The 21,409-nt window shown below is 69.3% G+C and carries 23 protein-coding genes; 12 read left to right on the top strand and 11 right to left on the bottom strand.

Annotation, left to right across the window (positions count from 1 at the left end; all coding sequences use genetic code 11):
- The first annotated feature begins 123 nt into the window (after positions 1-123).
- The 4 genes from AWB94_RS07760 to AWB94_RS07775 all read left to right on the top strand — a co-directional run bounded on the left by AWB94_RS07760 (position 124) and on the right by AWB94_RS07775 (position 4,971).
- On the top strand, positions 124-1,551 hold the full coding sequence (locus AWB94_RS07760; RefSeq protein ID WP_131805443.1) for a hypothetical protein: 1,428 nt from the start codon (positions 124-126) through the stop codon (positions 1,549-1,551).
- Positions 1,552-1,776: 225 nt separating this feature from the next.
- The gene (locus AWB94_RS07765; protein ID WP_062659727.1) at positions 1,777-3,573 is read left to right on the top strand and encodes an acetyl/propionyl/methylcrotonyl-CoA carboxylase subunit alpha; all 1,797 of its coding nucleotides are present in this window, start codon (positions 1,777-1,779) and stop codon (positions 3,571-3,573) included.
- A gap of 88 nt (positions 3,574-3,661) precedes the next feature.
- Positions 3,662-3,994, top strand: coding sequence for a hypothetical protein (locus AWB94_RS07770; RefSeq protein WP_062659728.1), 333 nt, complete (start codon positions 3,662-3,664; stop codon positions 3,992-3,994).
- Complete coding sequence (locus AWB94_RS07775; protein WP_062659729.1) at positions 3,991-4,971, top strand: malate dehydrogenase; 981 nt, start codon at positions 3,991-3,993, stop codon at positions 4,969-4,971. The genes AWB94_RS07770 and AWB94_RS07775 overlap by 4 nt, the downstream gene beginning before the upstream one ends.
- On the opposite strand, the gene AWB94_RS07780 is transcribed toward AWB94_RS07775, so the two are convergent.
- Positions 4,968-5,504, bottom strand: a complete 537-nt coding sequence (locus AWB94_RS07780) for a nucleotidyltransferase family protein (protein WP_062659730.1) — start codon at positions 5,502-5,504, stop codon at positions 4,968-4,970. The genes AWB94_RS07775 and AWB94_RS07780 overlap by 4 nt on opposite strands.
- A 33-nt stretch (positions 5,505-5,537) precedes the next feature.
- Between AWB94_RS07780 and AWB94_RS07785 the strand changes: the two genes are divergently transcribed.
- The 7 genes from AWB94_RS07785 to AWB94_RS07815 all read left to right on the top strand — a co-directional run bounded on the left by AWB94_RS07785 (position 5,538) and on the right by AWB94_RS07815 (position 10,823).
- Complete coding sequence (locus AWB94_RS07785) at positions 5,538-7,451, top strand: PbuX/PucJ/PucK family nucleobase permease (RefSeq protein ID WP_062659731.1); 1,914 nt, start codon at positions 5,538-5,540, stop codon at positions 7,449-7,451.
- Positions 7,448-7,945: a 2-oxo-4-hydroxy-4-carboxy-5-ureidoimidazoline decarboxylase gene (uraD, locus tag AWB94_RS07790; RefSeq protein ID WP_084395505.1), complete on the top strand. Its 498-nt coding sequence runs from the start codon at positions 7,448-7,450 to the stop codon at positions 7,943-7,945. The genes AWB94_RS07785 and uraD overlap by 4 nt, the downstream gene beginning before the upstream one ends.
- A gap of 19 nt (positions 7,946-7,964) precedes the next feature.
- Entirely contained in the window at positions 7,965-8,282 is a 318-nt protein-coding gene (uraH, locus tag AWB94_RS07795) for a hydroxyisourate hydrolase (RefSeq protein WP_062659732.1), read from the top strand.
- Positions 8,283-8,284: 2 nt separating this feature from the next.
- A complete protein-coding gene (gene pucL / locus AWB94_RS07800) occupies positions 8,285-9,184 on the top strand; it encodes a factor-independent urate hydroxylase (RefSeq protein WP_062659733.1) in 900 nt (299 codons plus the stop codon).
- A 43-nt stretch (positions 9,185-9,227) separates the two neighbouring features.
- Entirely contained in the window at positions 9,228-9,539 is a 312-nt protein-coding gene (locus AWB94_RS07805; RefSeq protein ID WP_062659734.1) for a hypothetical protein, read from the top strand.
- 22 nt (positions 9,540-9,561) lie between these two features.
- The gene (locus AWB94_RS07810) at positions 9,562-9,984 is read left to right on the top strand and encodes a ChaB family protein (RefSeq protein ID WP_062659735.1); all 423 of its coding nucleotides are present in this window, start codon (positions 9,562-9,564) and stop codon (positions 9,982-9,984) included.
- A 398-nt stretch (positions 9,985-10,382) separates the two neighbouring features.
- On the top strand, positions 10,383-10,823 hold the full coding sequence (locus AWB94_RS07815; protein WP_062659736.1) for an STAS domain-containing protein: 441 nt from the start codon (positions 10,383-10,385) through the stop codon (positions 10,821-10,823).
- Here AWB94_RS07815 and AWB94_RS07820 read toward each other — a convergent pair.
- Positions 10,794-11,546, bottom strand: a complete 753-nt coding sequence (locus AWB94_RS07820; RefSeq protein WP_062659737.1) for an RNA polymerase sigma factor SigF — start codon at positions 11,544-11,546, stop codon at positions 10,794-10,796. The two genes, AWB94_RS07815 and AWB94_RS07820, sit on opposite strands and share 30 nt — an antisense overlap.
- Positions 11,543-11,980: an ATP-binding protein gene (locus AWB94_RS07825; protein WP_062659738.1), complete on the bottom strand. Its 438-nt coding sequence runs from the start codon at positions 11,978-11,980 to the stop codon at positions 11,543-11,545. The genes AWB94_RS07820 and AWB94_RS07825 overlap by 4 nt, the downstream gene beginning before the upstream one ends.
- A 115-nt stretch (positions 11,981-12,095) precedes the next feature.
- Between AWB94_RS07825 and AWB94_RS36080 the strand changes: the two genes are divergently transcribed.
- Positions 12,096-12,227 (top strand): hypothetical protein, encoded by a 132-nt coding sequence (locus AWB94_RS36080; protein ID WP_264021008.1) that lies wholly within the window; start codon positions 12,096-12,098, stop codon positions 12,225-12,227.
- A 91-nt stretch (positions 12,228-12,318) separates the two neighbouring features.
- Here the strand turns inward: AWB94_RS36080 and AWB94_RS07830 are convergent, their stop codons facing one another.
- The 8 genes from AWB94_RS07830 to AWB94_RS07865 are packed head-to-tail and all read right to left on the bottom strand — an operon-like array spanning position 12,319 to position 21,403.
- Positions 12,319-13,623 carry a UDP-glucose dehydrogenase family protein gene (locus AWB94_RS07830; RefSeq protein ID WP_062659739.1) on the bottom strand — a complete coding sequence of 435 codons (1,305 nt, stop codon included), beginning with the start codon at positions 13,621-13,623 and terminating at the stop codon, positions 12,319-12,321.
- Entirely contained in the window at positions 13,620-14,570 is a 951-nt protein-coding gene (locus AWB94_RS07835; protein ID WP_234811657.1) for a glycosyltransferase family 9 protein, read from the bottom strand. The genes AWB94_RS07830 and AWB94_RS07835 overlap by 4 nt, the downstream gene beginning before the upstream one ends.
- Positions 14,561-15,256, bottom strand: coding sequence for an SDR family oxidoreductase (locus AWB94_RS07840; RefSeq protein ID WP_062659740.1), 696 nt, complete (start codon positions 15,254-15,256; stop codon positions 14,561-14,563). The genes AWB94_RS07835 and AWB94_RS07840 overlap by 10 nt, the downstream gene beginning before the upstream one ends.
- Positions 15,257-15,274: 18 nt before the next feature.
- Positions 15,275-16,702 carry a PfkB family carbohydrate kinase gene (locus tag AWB94_RS07845; protein ID WP_234811658.1) on the bottom strand — a complete coding sequence of 476 codons (1,428 nt, stop codon included), beginning with the start codon at positions 16,700-16,702 and terminating at the stop codon, positions 15,275-15,277.
- Positions 16,695-17,264, bottom strand: a complete 570-nt coding sequence (locus AWB94_RS07850) for a D-sedoheptulose-7-phosphate isomerase (RefSeq protein ID WP_109762621.1) — start codon at positions 17,262-17,264, stop codon at positions 16,695-16,697. The genes AWB94_RS07845 and AWB94_RS07850 overlap by 8 nt, the downstream gene beginning before the upstream one ends.
- Positions 17,224-18,276 carry a glycosyltransferase family 9 protein gene (locus AWB94_RS07855; protein ID WP_062659741.1) on the bottom strand — a complete coding sequence of 351 codons (1,053 nt, stop codon included), beginning with the start codon at positions 18,274-18,276 and terminating at the stop codon, positions 17,224-17,226. Before AWB94_RS07855 ends, AWB94_RS07850 begins: the two co-directional genes overlap by 41 nt.
- Positions 18,273-19,781: an HAD-IIIA family hydrolase gene (locus AWB94_RS07860; RefSeq protein ID WP_062659742.1), complete on the bottom strand. Its 1,509-nt coding sequence runs from the start codon at positions 19,779-19,781 to the stop codon at positions 18,273-18,275. Before AWB94_RS07860 ends, AWB94_RS07855 begins: the two co-directional genes overlap by 4 nt.
- Positions 19,778-21,403, bottom strand: coding sequence for a carbamoyltransferase family protein (locus AWB94_RS07865; protein ID WP_062659743.1), 1,626 nt, complete (start codon positions 21,401-21,403; stop codon positions 19,778-19,780). Before AWB94_RS07865 ends, AWB94_RS07860 begins: the two co-directional genes overlap by 4 nt.
- Positions 21,404-21,409 lie beyond the last annotated feature (6 nt).

Consider the following 21,409-nt stretch of genomic DNA (forward strand, 5'->3'; position numbering starts at 1 on the left):
GCATTGTCTGTGCACATGCAACAATAGCGGGACGGGGGAAACCCGGTGCGGCGTTCGCGCTCACCAGCCGAAGCGATTAGCCCGGCAAACAAAGTGTCAGCGATACGAAAGGGTTCCGCCTCGATGAACCGTCAGCGCAGGGATGTGATCCTCTACGAGCTGAACGAGGTGCCGTGGGATGTCATCGACATCTACGTCAAACATCGTCCGCAGTCCAATGTGGCCGCGTTGTTGGCCGAAGGCCAGTCCCTGACGACGGTGCACGAGGACCGGGAAGACCTGCAGGGTCTGCAGCCCTGGCGCACCTGGCCCACGCTGCACACGTCGACCTATGACCACAATTCGTTCGATCTCGGCCAGGACCCGACCACCTTCCGCGGCGACCCGATCTGGGATGTGGCCGAGAACGCCGGGCTCTCGGTCGGCCTGTTCGGGCCGATGCAGAGCTGGCCGGCCCGCCAATTCCGGCACGGCGGCTTCTATGTACCCGACACCTTCAGCCAAGACGCCAAGACATATCCGGCCGCGCTGGAGCGCTTTCAGGCCTTCAACCTCGCGATGACCGGCGCGAACGGCTTCTCGCCGGACGCCCTGCTGAACCCCAAGACGCTCGCCGCCACCGCGGCCGACCTGGTTCGGCTGGGACTGACCCCGCGCTCGGTGGCCACCCTGAGCACGCACTTGGTCAAGGAGCGCGTCGACCCGCGCTACAAGGCGTTCCGGTCGGCCATGCAGGCGCCGCTGGGCTTCGACATGTACTGGAAGCTGCAGCGCAAGCACAAGCCCCGGCTCAGCGCGTTCTTCACCAACCACGTCGCCGGGATGATGCACCGGTTCTGGGGCGACGGGATGCCGGGCTACACCGAGAAGTTCGAGTACACCGCCGACGAGGTGTACGGCAGCTTCATCGTGGCGGCGATGGACATCACCGACCGCCAGTTGGGCCGCATCCGCAAGTACCTGGCCAAGAATCCGCAGGCGATGCTGGTGGTCGCGGCCAGCATGGGCCAGGGTCCGGTCGAGGTGATCAAGGTCGACGACAACCGTTTCGTGCTCGAGGACCACACCAAGCTGGTCTCGACGCTGAAACTGGCCCCGGCCGAACTGGGCCTGGCGATGTATCCCATGGTCTCGCTGGTGTTCGACACCGAAGAGCAGGCGCAGGCCGCCACTGCACCGTTGACGTCGGTGACGGTCCCCGGCAAGGGACCGCTGTTCGCCCGCGTCCGGGTGGAGGGAAAGACGGTCACCTTCGGCATCGACTACTCGCAGGGCAGTGACGCCGCCGCGCTGGAGTTCCAGCCGATCGGCTCCGAGCCGGTCACGGGCAGCCCGGCGGATATCGGGCTGGAGGTCCAGTACCGCATCGGCGGGGTGAACACCGGCTACCACATCGAGGAGGGCATCCTGCTGGCCGCCGGCGCCGGTGTGCGGTCGGATCCGTCCCGCAAGGAGGTCGACGTGCTGGACGTGACGCCGTCCCTGCTGGCCAATGTCCTCGGTGTCGAACCGGCGCCGTCGATGCAGGGCATCCCGACGTTGTTTGCCTGACCACCGCCCACGCCGAAACCCGGACCGGCGGCACCCACCCGGGTGCCGCCGGTCCGGCGTCTCCGGGCGGTGTACTCGCCAGTAGTTACATGTGTTTACCGAAATGGCAACGGTGACTTGACAATTTTGGGGTGCCGACTCGCCACCCCCGGAATTGGACGCATACACTTCGCCCGATAGATTCTTAAAGACGTTTCTTAGAGATACCTGCCATCAGGAGGCGCAGTGCCCAGTCACGCCAGCTCGAAGATCTCCAAGGTGCTCGTAGCCAACCGCGGTGAGATCGCTGTCCGTGTGATCCGTGCCGCCAAGGACGCCGGGCTCGCCAGCGTGGCCGTCTATGCCGAGCCGGACGCCGATGCCCCGCACGTGCGGCTCGCCGATGAGGCGTTCGCGCTCGGCGGCCAGACCTCCGCCGAGTCCTATCTGGTGTTCGAGAAGCTGCTCGACGCCGCCGAGAAGTCCGGCGCCAACGCGATCCACCCCGGCTACGGGTTCCTCAGCGAGAACGCCGACTTCGCCCAGGCCGTGCTCGACGCGGGACTGATCTGGATCGGCCCCAGCCCGCAGTCCATCCGCGACCTCGGTGACAAGGTCACCGCGCGCCACATCGCCGCGCGCGCCCAGGCGCCGCTGGTTCCGGGAACCCCGGATCCGGTCAAGAACGCCGACGAGGTCGTCGCCTTCGCCAAGGAGTACGGCGTGCCGGTGGCCATCAAGGCAGCCTTCGGCGGGGGCGGGCGCGGTATGAAGGTCGCCCGCACCATCGAAGAGATTCCCGAACTGTTCGAGTCGGCCACCCGTGAGGCCATCGCCGCCTTCGGCCGCGGCGAGTGCTTCGTCGAGCGCTATCTGGACAAGCCGCGCCACGTCGAGGCGCAGGTCATCGCCGACACCCACGGCAACGTCGTCGTCGCGGGCACCCGCGACTGCTCGCTGCAGCGCCGCTTCCAGAAGCTCGTGGAAGAGGCGCCGGCTCCCTTCCTGACCGACGCGCAGCGCAAGGAGATCCACGAGTCGGCCAAGCGCATCTGCAAGGAGGCCGGCTACTACGGCGCCGGCACCGTGGAGTACCTGGTCGGCCAGGACGGCCTGATCTCCTTCCTCGAGGTCAACACCCGCCTGCAGGTGGAGCACCCGGTCACCGAGGAGACCTCCGGTATCGACCTGGTGCTGCAGCAGTTCAAGATCGCCAACGGCGAGGCGCTGGACATCACCGAGGATCCGACGCCGCGTGGCCACTCGTTCGAGTTCCGCATCAACGGCGAGGACGCCGGCCGTGGCTTCCTGCCGGCCCCCGGCCCGGTCACCAAGTTCGAGCCCCCGACCGGCCCCGGTGTCCGGATGGACTCCGGCGTCGAGAGCGGCTCGGTCATCGGTGGCCAGTTCGATTCGATGCTGGCCAAGCTGATCGTCACCGGCGCCACCCGCGAAGAGGCCCTGGCCCGGTCGCGCCGCGCGCTGGCCGAGTTCAACGTGGAGGGCCTGGCCACCGTCATCCCGTTCCACCGCGCCGTCACGGCCGACCCCGCGTTCATCGGTGACGGCGAGAAGTTCGACGTGCACACCCGCTGGATCGAGACGGAGTGGAACAACACCGTCGAGCCGTTCACCGGTGGCGAGCCGCTGGACGAAGAGGACAACCTGCCGCGCCAGAAGGTGGTCGTCGAGGTCGGCGGCCGCCGCCTGGAGGTCTCGCTGCCGGGTGACCTGGCTCTCGGCGGCGGTGCCGCCGCTGCCGGTGCCGGGGTGGTCCGCAAGAAGCCCAAGCCGCGCAAGCGTGGGGCCTCGGGCGCCGCCGCCGCGTCCGGCGACTCGGTCACCGCGCCGATGCAGGGCACCGTGGTGAAGGTCGCCGTCGAAGAGGGGCAGACCGTCGCCGCCGGTGACCTGGTCGTCGTGCTGGAAGCCATGAAGATGGAGAACCCGGTCACCGCGCACAAGGACGGCGTCATCACCGGGCTGTCCGTGGAGGCCGGCGCCGCCATCACCCAGGGCACCGTGATCGCCGAGATCAAGTAGTCCACCCCGCGCGAACGTCGATTACCGCTCGAAGAAGTCGGCTTTCTTCGAGCGGTAATCCACGTTCGGCGGGAGATGAGGGGGGCTGATGGAACCCGTAGAGATCAACAACGGCCAGTGGTACCTGCGCGGGTTGCGCTGCGACGAGCGCATCGACGACCGGTACGCGCTCGCCGACCTGGGTGAGACCGATCTGGACTACGTGCACGACGCCGAGGACGGCTGGGCCGACGACACCCGCTACACCTGGGCGGTCTGCGAGCCCACCACCGGTGAACTGCTGGCCGAGGTCGTCCTCGACCCCGTCACCGGATTCCTGAGCAGCCGCGGCCGGCCCGGCTTCGAGGACGCCGCCGCGATCTCCGAGGACACCGTGCGGCGGTACGCGCAGCAGGTGCTCGGCCTGGAGGTCCGCACGTGAGCAAGGTCGTCACCGTCACCGGCGCCGCCGGCCAGATCGGCTACGCCGCCCTGTTCCGCATCGGGGCGGGGGCGTTGCTCGGCCGGGACGTTCCGATCACGCTGCGCCTGCTCGAACTGCCCGCGGCGATCAAAGCCGCCGAGGGTGTGGTGATGGAACTGGTGGACAGCGCGTTCGACCTGCTGGTCGACATCGAGATCCACGACGACCCGGTCCGCGCCTTCGACGGCGTCGACGTGGCCCTGCTGGTGGGCGCCAAGCCGCGCAGCAAGGGCATGGAACGCGCCGACCTGCTGGCCGCCAACGCCGCGATCTTCGCCGACGCCGGCAAGGCCCTCAACGCCGGTGCCGGCAGCGACGTGCGGGTCGTCGTGGTCGGCAACCCGGCCAACACCAACGCCCTGGTGGCCTCGGCGCACGCCCCGGACATCCCGGCCGACCGGTTCACCGCGCTGACCCGACTGGACCACAACCGGGCGGTTGCCGCACTGGCCGCCCATGCCGGGGTGCACGTCGGGGACGTGTCCAGGGTGACGGTGTGGGGCAACCATTCCCCGACGATGTACCCCGACATCTTCCACGCCCGGGTGGGCGGCCGCCCCGGCGCCGACTTCGCGGCCGATACCGATTGGCTGGCAAAGGATTTCATCCCGACGGTGGCCAAGCGGGGCACCGCGATCATCGAGGCGCGCGGCACCTCCTCGGCGGCGTCGGCCGCCAACGCCGCCATCGACCACGTCCGCGACTGGGTGGACGGCACCGAGCCCGCCGACTGGACATCGGTGGCGCTGCCCTCCCCCGGGGTGTACGGCATTCCCGAGACAGTGGTGGCCTCGCTTCCGGTGCGGGCGGTCGACGGCGCCTGGCAGATCGTCGAGGGGCTGGACATCAACGACTTCTCCCGGGCCCGTATCGACGCCTCGGTGGCCGAACTGCTCGACGAGCGGGCCGCCGTGCAGCGGCTGGGGTTGCTCTAGCGCTGATCGATATCCAGCCCGGTGGCCAGGTCGCCACACTCGACCTCGACCACATCGGCCCGCCCCCGCAGGAACGGTGCCGCCCCGGTGTCGCCGTGCAGCGCGGCCAGCAGCTGCGGCCAGAAGCGCCGCGCGATGACCACCGGATGTCCGGGTCGGCCGCCGTACACCGCCCGGGCCAGCCCGGTCGCCGACGCCGCCGCCAGCACCCGCCGCACCACGTCGGCGCCGACGTCGGGGGTGTCCACCACACTGATGACGGCCAGCTCCGCGTCGATCGCCGCGATCCCCGCTCGCAGCGAGGCCGACAGCCCCCGCGCCCAGTCCTCGGCCGGCACCGCGCGGGCCGGTGCGGGCACGTCCGCCTGCGCCGCCCCGAGCACCACCACGACGTCCTCGCAGCCGCCATCGTGCAACGCCGCAACCGCGCAGCGCAGCCAACTACCCTGCTCGGCCAGGACTTTGGGCATTCCATAGCGCGCTCCCGCGCCGGCGGCCAGCACCACCCCGGCAACTTTGCGCGCACTCGACATGCGAACAGTGTGAAGGTGACCGATTCTTGAACGATGACGGCCCCGCCTGAGTCGCTCAAATCGGCGCACACCAAACGCACGCACCCGGTCGACGAGGTGCTTCCCGTCGGCAAGCTCGCCACCTACGGCTTCCAGCACGTGGTGGCGTTCTATGCCGGCGCGGTGCTGGTACCCATCATCATCGCCGGTGCGATCAACCTGCCCCAGGAAGACCTGGTCAAGCTGATCACCGCCGACCTGTTCACCTGCGGCATCGCCTCGATCATCCAGGCCGTCGGGTTCTGGAAGATCGGGGTCCGGCTGCCGCTGCTGCAGGGTGTCACCTTCGCCGGGGTGTCCCCCATCATCGCGATCGGACTGGCGCACGGCGGCGGCGCGTCCAGTCTGCTCTACGTCTACGGCGCGGTGATCGTCGCCGGCGTGTTCACCTTCCTCATCGCGCCGGTCTTCATCAAACTGCTGAAGTTCTTCCCGCCGGTGGTCACCGGAACGTTGATCACCATCATCGGGCTGTGTCTGGTGCCGGTGGGTGCGCTGGACGCCGTGACCAACCCGCACACCCACGAGACCGACCCGACCAACATCCGGTGGTTCCTGTACGCGCTGGGCACCATCGCCGTCATCGTGGCGATCCAGCGGCTGTTCCGCGGTTTCATGGCCACCATCGCCGTGCTGCTCGGACTGGTCATCGGATGCGCGGTGGCGTTCGCGCTGGGCGACATGAACTTCGAGAAGGTCGGTCAGGCCGCCGCCGTCGGCTTCACTCCCCCGTTCCTGTTCGGCCTGCCCAAGTTCGACTTCGTCGCCTGCCTGACCATGATCATCGTGCTGCTCATCACCGCGGTGGAGTCGACGGGCTCGACCATCGCCACCGGTGAGATCGTCGGCAAGCGGATCAAGGCCGCCGATATCGGCAACGTGCTGCGCGCCGACGGGTTGGCCACCGCCATCGGCGGCATCTTCAACTCGTTCCCGTACACGGCGTTCTCCGAGAACGTCGGGCTGGTCCGGCTGACCGGCGTCAAGAGCCGCTGGGTGGTGGCCGCCGCCGGGGTGATCATGATCCTGCTCGGCTTCCTGCCCAAGGTCGCCGCGGTGGTGGCCTCGATCCCCAACCCGGTGCTGGGCGGCGCGGCACTGACGCTGTTCGCCACGGTGGCCGTGGTCGGCATCCAGACGTTGGGCAAGGTCGATTTCACCGATCACCGCAATCTGATCATCGTGACCACCAGCCTGGCGCTGGCGCTGTGGGTGACGTCCTATCCCGATATCGCCAAGGCCATGCCGACGGGGCTCAACCTCATCTTCGGCAGCGGTATCAGCATCGGCGCGGTGGCCGCCATCGTGCTCAATATCGTGTTCTTCCACACCGGTTCGCGTGGCCCCCGGGTGGCCGGCGGCGGTTCGATCACGCTGGCCGAGGTGAACACCATGACCGCCGAACGCTTCACCGAGGTGTTCGGGCATGTGGTGCAGGACGTGCCGTGGGCCGTCGAGCGTGCCTACGCCCAACGTCCGTTCGCCGACACGAAGGCGCTGCGCGAGGCGTTCCAGGACGCGGTGCTGACCGGGTCGTCCGAGCAACAACTGGAGCTGCTCAACGCCTTCAACGACCTGGGCGCCGAGGACGAGACCGGACACGCCCTGGCCGTCGACCACGTGGCGCTGTCCAACCTGGACGAGTCCGACCACAATGACGTGGTGGAATTGGCAACCGCGTACCGCGAGCACTTCGGTTTCCCGTTGATCATCTGTGCCAGGGAGACCGAGCATTTCGACCGGGTGCTGCGCAACGGCTGGTCCCGGATGGACAACTCCGACTCCGCCGAGAAGGCGTTCGCGTTGATCGAGGTGGCCAAGATCGCCAACTACCGGTTCACGGATCTGGTGGCCGACGCCAATCCGATCGCCGCCGCGCGGTTCGGCCGCCTCAACGAACTGTCGTGAAAGCGATCGGCCTGCACGGCTTCAACGCGCTCACCGACCGACAACGCATGCACGCCCTGTTCGAGGTGTGCTCGTCGACCATCTGGGCCCGCCGGGTGCTCGCCGGCGCGCCGTTCCCCGACACGCAGGCGCTGCTCGACCGCGCCGACCGGGTGCTCGCCGAGCTGCCCGACGCCGAGATCGACGCGGCCCTGGACGGGCATCCCCGCATCGGCGGCAAGGTGGACAACGCGGCGTCGGCCCGCGAGCAGGCCGGTGTGGCGTCGGCCGCCGACGAGGTGAAGATGGCTCTGGCCGAAGGTAATCGGGCCTACGAGGACAAGTTCGGCTATGTCTATCTGGTGTGCGCCAGCGGACGGGAGGCCCAGGAGCTGCTCGACATCCTGACCGAGCGCCTGGACAACGATCCCGACACCGAGCGCCGGGTGATGCGCAGCGAGCTGGCCAAGATTAACCGGCTGCGCCTGGAGCGCCTCTTGAGCGATCCGGCATGACCGCGCCAGGATCGTGGGCATGACACACCTGAGCACCCATGTCCTGGACGCCGTGGCGGGCACGCCCGCGGCCGGGATCACCGTGACACTGACCGACCGCGGGGGTGCCGTGCTGGCGTCGGCAGCCACCGACGACGACGGCCGCGTCGCGGCACTGGCCGACGGCCTGACACCCGGGGTGTACCGGTTGACCTTCGACACCGGGTCCTACTTCACGGCCACGCCGACCTTCTACCCTGAGGTCACCATCACCTTCGAAGTGGCCGAGGGATCCGGCAAATACCATGTCCCGCTGCTACTTTCCCCGTTCGCGTACTCCACCTACCGAGGAAGTTGACCATGTCGCAGATCATCCTGGGCAAGAACCAGTACGGCAAGGCCGAGAACCGGGTGGTGCGGATCTATCGGGACACGCCGCGCCACGAGATCCGTGATATGAACGTATCCACCTGCCTGCGTGGCGATTTCGCCGCGGCTCACCTGGCCGGCGATCAGTCCGATGTGCTGCCCACCGACACGCAGAAGCAGACCGCCTACGCCTATGCCAAGGAGAAAGGCGTCGGCTCCATCGAGGATTACGGCCTGACCCTGGCCCGGCATTTCGTGCAGGATGTGGCACCGGTGCAGGCCGCCCGGATCGAGATCGAGGAGTATGCCTGGGAACGCGCCGTGGTCGACGGTGCCGAGCACGACCACACCTGGATCCGTAAGGGACAGGAGGTCCGGACCGCCGCCGTCACCGTCGAGGGTGACAGCGAGTACGTCGTGGGCGGGCTCAAGGATCTGGTCATCCTGAAGTCGACGGGGTCGGAGTTCGCGGATTTTCTCACCGATCCCTACACCGTCCTGGAGCCGACCCACGACCGGGTGATGGCCACCTCACTGGTGGCGCAGTGGCGGTTCACCAGCACCGACGTCGACTGGGAGACGGTGTACGGCCGGGTGAAGGCGGCACTGGTCGAACAGTTCGCGGTGGTGCAGTCGCTGGCGCTGCAGCAGACCCTCTTCCAGATGGGGCGGGCGGTGTTGGAGGACCATCCGGACATCGCCGAGGTCCGGCTGTCCGCGCCCAACAAGCACCACTTCGTCTACGACCTGTCCCCGTTCGGCCTGGAGAACAACAACGAGGTGTTCAACGCCGACGACCGGCCGTACGGGCTGATCCAGGCGACGGTGACCCGTGACGATGCCCCGCCCGCCGGCCCGGCCTGGGATCTGCAGCAGGGCTGGCTGGCCTGAGCTGCGGTGTTTGACCGCCCGGCGAGCCGGGCACCCTGACCGCATGGCCGCACAGGAACAGGAATACGGCACGCTGCCACCGGACGAGGCAACCGACTCCGACGAGGTCCGCAACGCCGACGGCGACGAGGTCGTCGACCCGCCCGAGGACTGGCAGGGATCGGACAAGTTCGGCATGTCCAGCCAGGAGGCCGCCGAGGGCGAATCCCTGGACGACAAGCTGGCCGCCGAGGTGGCGGACACCCGGCCGGAGCAACCGGCCCGGGACCCCGACGCCGATGAGAAGCCGGGTGTGAAGCTGCCCGAGGAAGGCACCCCGGAGGACGGGTCGTCGTTCTTCCCGGTGGTGCGGTAAACCCGAGAGAAAGGCAACCGGCATGCCCAAGACCACGAAGAGCGGCAAGGCGCGCCGCGACGAACTGCCGAGCACGCTGCAGAAGTCCGACGCCAAGGCGCAGCGCACCTTCGCCAAGGCGCACGACGCGGCCGCCGAGGAGTACGGCGAGGGTGAACGCGCCCACCGGGTGGCGTACTCGGCGCTCAAGCACAGCTACGAGAAGGTGGGCGATCACTGGGAGGCCAAGGACACACCCGGCCCGTCCGACGACCGGGCACGCAGCGGCGGCCCGAACGCGCGCGGTGAGACCGCCGAGGGCGTGGACGCGAATGCGACCAAGAAGCACCTCATGGACGTCGCCCGCCGGCTCGATGTCCCCGGCCGGTCGACGATGACCAAGGACGAATTGGTCGAGGCCATCAAGAAGGCGAACCGGCGAGAGACCCGCACGGCCCGGTCCTGAGCTGTCCCGGCCCTTTGCCGCGACCACTGGATCCGCACATCGTGCCCCGACGGCGCGACGGACCGAACCGAACGGCAAAGTTGTTCTACGACAATCTCGTTCGGAGGTATAGGAGCGGTGAGGAGGTAGCGGCAGAGCGCCTGTCGGGCGAGCATTGGCCATCACACTGCGGATTCCGCAGGTCAGACGGATTTCGAGGAAAGCGGTCGGCCGATTCGATTGTTCGGCCGCCACAGGTGGCGTAGTGTCAGACGAAGGTTGAGTTCACAGCCTGATGCGAGCGTCATTGACGTGGGGGACAATTAGCACGGTCCTGCACCATTGGGACCTTCGACCGGTCTTGAACTATTTGGCGTGACCACAGTACGAATCCCGTATTACGACTGATGGAGTCACAAATGCACAACCTCACCGTTCCTCAATCGAGGCGCAACTCCGCCTCGAATATCACCGAATGCGAGATGGCGGCCTACTGCACCAAGTGGCTCGCCCCGGCCACGGCCGTGCTCTCGGTGTTCGGCGAGCTCGACGCCGCCAACAGCCGCGAGTTCTCCGACTACGTCGTTCTGCATCTCCCGCATGTGCGCGAACTGGTGCTCGACCTGACGGGTGTGGAATTCTTCGGCACCGCAGCGTTTTCGGCGATGCGCACCATGGGTGCGCGCGCCGCCGGCGAGGGAATCGACTGGTCGGTGGTGCCCAGCCACGCGGTCAGTCGTCTGCTTCGGATCTGCGACCCGAATTCGCTGCTGCCGATCGAAGAGTCGGTGGCCTCAGCGCTGCTGCGGCTGCAGCGCGATCCGTCGGACCTACTTCAGATCGTCGCGAAGGCGCGCTAAGGACTTCGCCAGCAGCCGCGACACATGCATCTGCGAGACCCCGATGCGCTCGGCGATCTGGGTCTGTGTCATGTTCTCGAAGAATCTGAGCACCAGCACCGTGCGTTCTCGCTCGGGCAGGGCGTCCAGCAGCGGTCGCAGCGACTCCCTGTTCTCGACCTGCTCGAGCGCGAGGTCGTCGCTGCCCAGCGTGTCGCCGATGGACGGTGCCTCGTCGTCGCCGCCGGTCCCGCTGTCGATCGACAAGGTGTTGTACGAACTGCCGGCGACCAGCGCCTCGACCACTTCCTCACGGTCGATCTCCAGCTCGGCGGCCAGTTCGGTGGCGTTCGGGGCGCGGCCCAGCCGTTGGGCCATATCGGCGGTGACGCTGCCGATCCGCACGTGTAGTTCCTTGAGCCGGCGCGGCACCTTGACCGACCAGCCGTTGTCGCGGAAGTGCCGGCGTACCTCGCCCATCACGGTGGGAACCGCGAAGGACGCGAAATCCGATCCGGCGGTGTCGTCGAAGCGGTTGACCGCGTTCACCAGACCCATCCGCGCGACCTGAACCAGGTCTTCGTGGGATTCACCGCGCCCGCCGAAGCGGCGTGCGATGTGGTCGGCCAGGGGTAGACAGCGTTCGACGATGCGTTCACGTTGCCGTGCGAACTGAGTGGAGTCCTCAGGTAGCGCGCGGAGTTCACGGAACATGTCGATGACGTCCGTGTATTCCGAGGTCACTGCAGCAGGCCCACTCGTTTCGCGGTCAACGAGATCCCGACCAGGCGCCCGGCCCCGGCATGTTGACCGTCCCCGAAGGTCCGAACATCGGACACCAGCGAACGCAGCACGTGCCAGCTGAAGCTGTCGGGCGCGACGATGTCGTCATCACCCTGGCAGGTGGTGGACGCATGGACCTTCACGGCTTCGTCGTCGGGGTCGATCTGGACCACGAGGACGGAATCCGGCGCCGCCGAACGGATCAACCGGGTGCACGCCTCATCCACGGCCAGGCGCAGGTCGGCGACGGAGTCGATGTCGAGATCCTCGAACGTCGCGGCCGCCGCGACCAGCGTGCGCAGCACCGCCAGGTTCTCCAGCCGTGCGGCCACCCGAAGCTCGACAGAGCGGTCGCCGGAGGCCGGCACGCCGACGTCGCCGTTAATCCCAGTCATCTGACCTCCCGGGGTATCTGCACGGAGGCTACCCCACGTCGTTGCGGTATCAATCGATTGCACTGGGCCACCCGACTCGCGTGTGTTCCGAAGGCCCTGCGGGTACTCGGATGGCATGTCCAAGCTCGACCCCGACACGCGACGCCGCATCCTCGTGGCGGTGGCCATCGCGGTCGGCGTTCTGGCGTTGATCGTTGCGGGCGTCTACGCCGCCGTATTCATCATCCTCGGACCGATGATGGCCTGACCATGCCATGCCGGTGTCATACCCTGCTGTTGCCAGGGTTCAAACGCGGTTGCCGGATTTGACCTGGGACGGCCGTTGTGCAAGTAGACGCTCAGAAACCGGACGGGGTTCCGTTACCCAGGTAGGTCAGCCCGGTTCCGGCCAGCCCGGTGCGGTCCAGCAGGTTGCGGGTGTCGATCACCACCGCGCCCGGCGCGTGCTCGGCGATGCGCGCCCAGTCGAGGTCGCGGAACTCGGGCCACTCGGTGAGCACCACGATGGCGTCGGATCCCTTGGTCGCCAGATAGGGGTCGTTGACCGCCGTGATCGCGCAACGGCGCAGCACCGCCGTGTCGATCACGTCGAGCCGCGGGTCGTGTCCGGTCACTTCGGTGCCCGCCGCCGTCAATGCCCCGCAGATCGCCAGCGCGGGTGAGGCCCGCACGTCGCCGGTGCCGGCCTTGAAGGTCAGTCCGAGGGCGGTGACCCGCATCGAGGCCAGCGGTCGGCCGGTGTGCCGGGACAGCGTCGTCAGGATGCGGTCGGTCTGCGCGGCGTTGGTGGCCCGTGCGGCGGCGACTTCGGACAGTTCCAGGCCGTGCTGCCGGCCCGTGTGCAACAGCGCCGCGGTGTCCTTCGGCAGGCAGGACCCGCCCCAGCCGGGACCCGGCTGCAGGAAATGGGCACCGATCCGCTCGTCGGCGCCCATACAGCCGGTCACGTCGCGGATGTCCGCGCCGACCTCCGCGCACAGCTGAGCCAAGGCGTTGGTGTAGGAAAGTTTCACCGCGAGAAAGGCATTGCTCGCGTACTTGGCCAGTTCGGCGCTCTCCCGGCTCATCCACAGTACTTTGGTCGACGGCTCGCTGCCGTCGGTGCCGTAGAGCGCACCCACCCGTGCGGCCACCTCGCGGTCCGGGGTGCCGATGACGATCCGGTCCGGATGCATCGCGTCGGCCACCGCGTGCCCCTCGCGCAGGAATTCGGGGTTGGATACCGCGTGAATTGCGCTGGCGGACAGGAAGTCCGCGGCGGCGCCGGTGGTTCCGACCGGTACCGTCGACTTGATCACCACGATCGCCCCGGCGGTCAGCACCCGCTTCAGCTCGGCGAGGCAGGCGTGCACCGCACCGAGATCGGCGCCACCGTCGGCACCGCTGGGCGTCGGTACGCACACGAACACCGCATCGCAGCCGGCCAGGGCGCCGTAATCGGTGCTGAATTCCAGTGTCCCGGCCGCAATACCCGCGGCGAGCAGCTCGGTCAGACCGGGCTCGTCCAGCGCGCAGGCGCCGGTCCGCAACCCGTCCACCTTGGCGGCGTCGGTGTCGACACACACCGTGTGCCGGCCTCTGCGGGCCAGGCCCACGGCGGTTGCCAGACCGACATAACCGGCGCCCACCACACCGGCCCTCATGCGCACTCCTGCAACAGGGTTCGGCCGGCCTCGAGCACCCGTTGCACGGTGATCAGCAGCAAGCCGGCATGCGGCTCCTCGGCGTGCGGATCTCCACGGTCGCCGGCCCAGAGCACGATATGCCTCCCCGTTCCAGGTGGTCCCCAATGCTGCGGGGGTGTCGGACCGAAGAGCAACACCGACGGTGTGCCGGTGGCCGAGGCGATATGCCCGACGCCGGTGTCACCGCAGATGACCAGGCGGCTGTCACTGATCAACGCCACCAGCTCGAGGAGTTCGAGGCGTCCGGCCAGCACCGACTCCGGTGCCAGACCGGCCTGGTGCGCGATGCGATGGGCCAGTTCGCCTTCGTCGGCGGAGCCGGTGATCACCACGCAGTGGCCCTCGTCGTGCAGGGCGGCGGCGACGTCGGCGAACCGCGGTTCGGGCCACCGCCTGGCCGCCGCGCCGGCACCGGGATGGATCACCACCACCCCGGACCGATCCGGGAACCCCTCCGGCCGTTCGATGCCGAGATCATCCGGATCGCAGGGAATTCCGGCCCATTCCAGCAGGCTGCACCAGCGCTGGACCTCGTGCACATCGCTGCGCCACGGCGGTCCCGGCAGGTCGGGAAGGTCGGGGTGCCGATGGGTGAGGATGGATCGGGGCTGCACCGCGAGCAGGTGGGCGATGCTCGCCGGGCCGCACCCGTGCAGGTTCACCGCCAGGTCCGGCGGCCGGCGCCGCGGACGCAACCGCCCCAGGCCGGGAGTCGGTTGGATGTCGTCGATCGCGCGGGACAACCTCGCCAACGGGCCCAGATGTTCCGGGGTCGCCAACACGATCCGGGCCCCCGGGTGTGCCCTGCGTAACGCGCGCAGGGCCGGGAACCCGGTCAGCAGGTCGCCCAGCCCCAAGGCACGCAGTACCAGGATGTCGGTCGGGCCGGCACCGGTCACGGCCACGACGGCTCCGTCGACGCACACACCACCAGCTCCCGAACCTCACAGCCGGCGGGCTGGGAGAGGGCGAACAGGATGGCCTCGGCAACATGGGCGGGATCGTTGAGCTTGGCGTCCGGCGGTGGCTTGTACTGTTCGTCGCGGCCGTCGAAGAACGCCGTCTGCATGCCGCCGGGGATCAGCATGGTGACGCCGACCTCGCCGGCCAGTTCCGCGGCCAGGGCTCGGCTGAACCCGACGACACCGAATTTCGACGCGCAGTAGGCGGTTGCATCGCTGACCGCCTTGATACCCAATGTCGAGGCGCAGGTGACGATCCGGCCATGGCTGGATCGCAGGAACGGCAGCGCCGCACGCACGGCGGCCGCGGTGCCCAACAGGTTGACGTGGATGACCCGCTCCCAGTCCTTGGTCGCGATGTCGGTCAGCTTGCCGCAGGCATCCACGCCGGCTGCGGTGAGCAGCCCCTCGATCCGGCCGTCCACCTCGTCGGCCATGGCCCGCACCGCGACGTCGACCGCCTCGCTGTCGGCGACGTCCACGCACAGGTAGGGGTACTTTCCCGTCGGGCTGCTGCGGTCCAGGATCAGGGGCGTACCGCCTTGTGCGGCAATCGCTTCCGCCGTCGCGGCACCGAGCCCCGACGATCCACCCGTGATGATGACGTTTCCGACATGACCAGCCGGCATGTTGTGCTCCTTACGTTGTCATGACCGCGCGGCGGCGATCAGTTTCGTCGATGAGTAACCGGCGACCGTGGGCAGCAGCACGACCTCACCGCCGTGCCGGGCGACCACCTCGGCCTCGGGCAGGCGGGTGTCGGCGTAATCGCCGCCCTTGACCCAGATCTGGGGCCGCAGCCGCTCCAACACGGCTTCCGGTGAGCTTTCCTCGAAGACCACCACGGCGTCGACGCACGCCAGCGCCGAGAGCACCCTGACCCGGTCGACGTCGGGCACCACCGGTCGCCCGGGCCCCTTCAGCGAGCGGACCGAGGCATCCGAATTGACCAGCACCACCAACGCGTCGCCGAGTTGGCGGGCCTGCCGCAGCAGCCGGACGTGCCCGGTGTGCAGCAGGTCGAAACAGCCGCCGGTGGCCACCAGGGTGCGCACCCCGCCGGCGAGCAGGCGGTCACGGACGGAGTCGACATCGCCGGTGATGGCGCCGTATTCCGGGGCGAGCGAAGCGACGGGGGAAATGACCGGGGCGAGCGAAGCGACGGGGGAAATGACCGGGGCGAGCGAAGCGACGGGGATGTGAACCGGGGCGGCGGTCGAAACACCGCTGGCCCCGCCGGCGGCGACGAACCGGCTGGCGGCCGACACCGCGGCGGTGACCGCACACCGCACGTCGCCGGTGCGGGCGAGCTCGACGGTCGCGGCCACCGCGAACCGGTCACCCGCGCCGCACGAATCCTGGTGTGGCGCGGCGGCGTGACCGTCGGGCACCGGGATGTGCACGGGGGCGCCGTCACCGCAGTCCAGGACGGCCCCGTGGGCACCTCGGGTCACGCAGACCGCGCGGGCGTCCCAGCCCGTGCGCAGTGCCGCCGCCGTCGCGGCACCGGCCTCACTGTGATTCGGGGTCACCAGGGCGCAGCCACCGACCGGATCTGCCCCGCGCGGGTGCGGATCCCACACCACCGGGATACGTTGTGCCGCTGCGGTAATCAGGCGCCGCAGCTGCGGGTGTGCGGTGAGGCCGCGCCCGTAGTCGGCGACGCACACCGCGGCGGCGCGTTCCAGCGCGCCCGCGACGTCGGCGGGCAGGTCGGTGCCGGCCGCGGTTCCGTCGCCTTTGTCGATCCGCAGCATCGGGTGGCCGTGGGCGCGGATCCGGGTCTTGCACACGGTGGAGCCCGCCATGGGCAGCGCCACCACCTGCACCCCGGCCGCCGCCAACAGTTCGGTGAGGGTCTGTGCGTCGGCGTCGTTCCCGACGGCGGTCACCAGGACGACCTCGTCGGCGGCGCGCGCGGCGAGCATCGCGGCCAGCCCCGCCCCGCCGGGACGGTGCCAGACGTGTCGGGTATCGACCACCGGCACAGGCGCTTCCGGGCTGAGCCGGTCGGCGGTGCCGTCGATGTCGACGTCGAGCATCGAGTCGCCGACGACCACGATGGGGCTAGCCACGGTGACCGCCGAGCAGGTGCTCGTCGAGTTCGATGCACAACGCGTGCACCAGGACCAGGTGCATCTCCTGCACGGTGGCCGTGGTGGTGGCCTCCACGCACACGGCATCGTCGCACATGGCTGCCAGCGGATTGGGCGCCGGCCCCGTCAGCGCCCACGTCGTCATGCCCACCTCGTGCGCCGCCTTGACGGCGGTGAGCACGTTGGGGCTGGTGCCGCTGGTCGACAAGGCGACGAGCACATCGCCGGGACGTCCGTGGGCGCGCACGCCCCTGGCGAACATCTCGTCGACACCGTAGTCGTTGGCGATCGCGGTGAGCGCCGAGGTGTCGGCATGTAAGGAGATGGCCGACAATGGTTGTCGCTCGTCGCGGAACCGGCCCACCAGTTCGGCGGTCAGGTGCTGAGCCTCGGCCGCACTGCCGCCGTTACCACAGGCCAGCAATCGGCCACCGGCGCCGAGCACGCCGGCCAACTGCCGGCCCCACCGAGCGATGCGGTGTTCCTCTCCGGCGATGTGGTCAGTAGCCTGCCGCAGCGCGGACAGATGCGTGGCGATCATCGTTGTCTCCTGATTCTTCGACGGCGGTAACCACTTCGGCGTCGCTGATGCCGTCCAGGCACGGGTGGCCGGGTATGGGGCAGGTACGTGCCCTGCTGTCGCGGCACGGCGCGTTCTGATCGCCGAGCCGGATGACCCTGCGCGCGTACGGCATCCACTGCGATGCGGGTACCACGGGTGCGAACAGCGAAACCACCGGTGTTCCGACCGCCGCGGCCAGATGCGCCGGCCCGGTGTTGGGCGCGACGACCACCCGTGCGGCGGCGAACACGGCGGCCAGCTCGGCGAAGCTGGTGCGGCCACCCAGGTCGACGGCGACATCTCCTGCGACGTAGGCGGTTTGGCCACGTTCGGCGGTGTCACCGGTGACCACCACCCGATGGCCGGCCGCCACCAGCGCCGCGACCATACGCTCGCTACGCCGCACCGATGGTTGGCGGGCGGGGACGGCGGCGCCGGGATGGAACACGACGTACTCACCGCGGCCGATGACGCGGCGCAACCCGGTGCTCAGGTCCGGCGCCGGCACGCGTAACTCCCCGGCGTCATCGGGCGGCAACGCGCAGCCCGCCGCACGCGCCAGCGACAGTGCGCGTTCCGGTTCGGGGATACCGGCCGGCACGTGGTGGCGCAGATCGAGCAGGGTGCCGGGATAGTCCTCGCTGATCGCACCGATCCACGGCACGCCCGCCATCCGGCACAGCAGGGCCAGCGGCAGCGGCGATTGGTGGAACGAGGTGGCGATGTAGACCCGCTCGGGTGCGATCTCCCCGAGAGTGGCCAGTAACCGGTCGACGTGGGCCGCGGTCACCGGGGGTGAACCGAAATCCACCCAGGGCGCCTGCCATTCGACGATGCCGCGCACGCCGGGCAGCAGTTCGGCGGCCGCGCGGCCGCGCGGCCCCACCAGCAGCGTGACCGGGCCGTGCGCGGCCGCCACCGCACGCACCGCGGGCCCGGTGATCAGCACATCCCCCGCGCTGTCCAGCCTGGCCACCAGCGCCCCGCTCATCGGCAATCCCTGAGCACCATGTCGACGGCCGCCCGCAACGTCGGCGCCACCCGGGCCCGACTGCGGGCCGCCGAGATCTCTTGGGACAGTGTGCGTTCCGTCGGGACCAGCACGGCGTCGGCGTCGGCGGCCAGTGCCGCTTCCACGTCCCCGCCGGTGTCGCCGATCAGCACACACCGCGACGGCCGTACCCCCAGCGCGTCCGCGGCTGCCTGCACCATGCCCGGTGAGGGCTTGCGGCAGGCGCAGTTGTCATCGGCGTCGTGCACGCAGACCTGCCACGAATCGAACGGTCCGAGCACCTCGTCGACCCGGGCGTTCACCGACGCGAGCTGGTGCGGTGTGATCAGTCCCTTGGCCACCCCCGACTGGTTGGTCACCACCCCCAACCGCAACCCGCGGCGCCGCAACAGGTCCAGCGCCGTGGCGGCGCCGGGCACCGGGCGCACTCCGCCGGGGTCGTTGAGGTACGGACCGTCCTCGATGAGGGTGTCATCGCGGTCGAACAGGACGGCAAGCGGTGGATCACGCAGGGCGCCGCGATGATCCCACCATCCCCGCAGCCGGTGCGCGACGGCCACGGGTGGGATCGCCACGGTGCTGACGGCCAGTCGGAGCGCTTCGGCCGCCGTCCGCGGACCAGCGGCGAACCTGCGCACACCGAATTCGGTGCTCAGCGCCAGCCAGGCCGCCGCGGCCACGCCGGCCGCGTGCCGGCGACCGGTGGCCAACGCCGACAATGCCGCCACGCCGGCGACCGTGGTGGCGATATGACCGGGCAGCCGGCCGCGCCCCTCCCCGATGGCGCGGCGCCAGTGCCTGCCGTGCTTGCGCCGCAGCAGGGCGTCGTCGCGATTGCCGATCTGCGCCCGCACGGCGCTGCGCCAGTCTGCTCGGGCCACCGGGTGCGTGCAATGCCGCTGCCCGCGGCCGATCTGCCCGCCCAACCGGGTCACGCGCAGCGCCAGGTCCGAATCCTCGCGGTACGCCCGCGGGAACCGTTCGTCGAAGCCGCCCACCGCGACCAGCGCCGATCGCCGGTAGGCCATATCGGCGGTGATCCACCGTGCCTGGGCCAGCCGCTGGGTGCGCCGCTCGTCGTCGGTGGCGCGCCGTCCCGGCTCCGCCGGCACCGTGAGCCGCCCTTGCGTTGCGGCCCAACCGTTCTGCTCGGCCTCCTCGAGGTCCGAACCCAGCCGTGCCAGCCAGTCGTCGTCGGGTATGACATCGTCGTCCAGAAAACAGATCCAACGCACCGACGCACCGGCGCTGCGCCACCCGGCATTGCGGGCGGCGGCGGGGCCGCGCCCGCCGCTGCGCAGCACGGCGACCGGCAACCGTTGCGTCCCGGCCGGCAGCGGTGGTGCCGTCGCGCGCCGGTCGTCGACCACGATCACCGCGGCCGGGGCCGGGCCGGCTGAGCGATCCAGCACCGCGAGCAGCCGGTACAGCGACTCGCGCCCGATGGTGGGGATGACGATGGCGACATCGGGGATGGCCGTCATCGCGGCCTCCGCACCAGGCAGGGGCCGATGGCCAGCACGTCGATCGGCGCGCTGCCGAAGCACTCCAGCGCATCGCGTGGGCTGTCCACCATCGGCCGACCCGCGGTGTTGAAGCTGGTGTTGACGACGACCGGCACCCCGGTGGCCTCGGCGAATACCCGAATGGTGTTGTGCAACAGCGGATGATCGTCGGGTGCCACGGTCTGGATGCGGGCCGTCCCGTCGACGTGGGTGACCGCCGGGATGAGGTCACGCCACTGTGCTGCCACGTCGTGCACGAACAGCATGTACGGGCTGGGAATCGGGCCGCCGGAGAAGATGTCGCTCGCCCGCTCGGCCAGCACCATCGGGGCGACCGGGCGGAACTGTTCGCGCCCCTTGACGTTGTTGAGCCGCTCCAGGTTGTCGACGTGCCGGGGATCGGCCAGCAGCGAGCGCTGGCCGAGGGCCCGCGGACCGAACTCGGAACGGCCCTGGAACCAGCCGATGAGCTGGTTATCGGCCAACGCCTCGCCCACCGCGGTGGCCAGATCCGCGGGGCGTTCGAAGGGCACGGCGGCGTCCTGTAGTGCGCGCACGATCTCGTCGTCCGACCAGCCGCGGCCCAGCGCGGCCGAACCCATCGGCGTGATCGCTTCCCCCGCCTCGGCGGCCAACGCCAAGGCGGCGCCGAGTGCGGTGCCCGAGTCACCGGCCGCGGGCTGTACCCACACCCGCTCGAACCCGCCTTGGCGGTGCAGTATCGAGTTGGCCACACAGTTGAGCGCCACTCCCCCCGCCAGGCACAGGGTTTCGTGATCGGTGCGGGCGCGTAACCAGTGCACCAGCCCCAGCAGCACCTCCTCGACCACCCGCTGCACGCTGCAGGCCAGGTCCACCCGGTCGTCCCACCCCGATCCGAAGGACGACCAGTCCGGCGGGTGCGTGCGGAAGCCGCCGTCGTCGGTCAGGTACACCAGCCGCCGGAATTGCTCGACGAAACGCGGCTTGCCGTAGGACGCCATCGCCATGACCTTGTATTCGTCGCTGGACCGCTGGAATCCGAGATGTTCGGTGAGATCCTCGTACAACAGGCCCAGCGAATGCGGCAGTTCCTGGGTGGCCAGCACGTCGAGCTTGTCATCGGTGTACACGCCGGCCAGCATCGACGTGCGTTCACCGCGCCCGTCGACCACCAGCACCGCACAATCCCGGCTGGGCGCGGCCAGTGCACTGGACGCCGCATGCGCCACGTGATGCCGGACGAAGCGCACCTTGGCCGGATCCAGCCCGGGCAGCGCAGTTTTCAGGAACTGGGGGGCACGCCGGGCGTACATCGTGCGCAGGTACTCCCAATCCCGGTCCAGCCCGGCCAACTCCGCCGGGGCCTGGCTGGATAAGTCCATCAGCCGCGGATCGTAGGAGTAGCCGACCGCGTCCAGATCGGCCGGCTGCAGGCCGGCCTGGTGCAGGCACCAGCGTGCCGACTGCACCGGCAGTTCCCACGTCGAGAAGGGCACCGCCTGTTTGCCGTGTTTGCGCCGGCTGAACCGCTCTTCCTCGGCCGCGGCGACGATCCTGCCGTCCACCACCAAGGCGGCGGCGGGATCGTGAAACACCCCGTTGATTCCCAAGATCCGCACGTTCTC

Origin of the sequence: Mycolicibacterium canariasense, from assembly GCF_002101555.1 — a bacterium.
Taxonomy (GTDB): Bacteria; Actinomycetota; Actinomycetes; order Mycobacteriales; family Mycobacteriaceae; genus Mycobacterium; species Mycobacterium canariasense.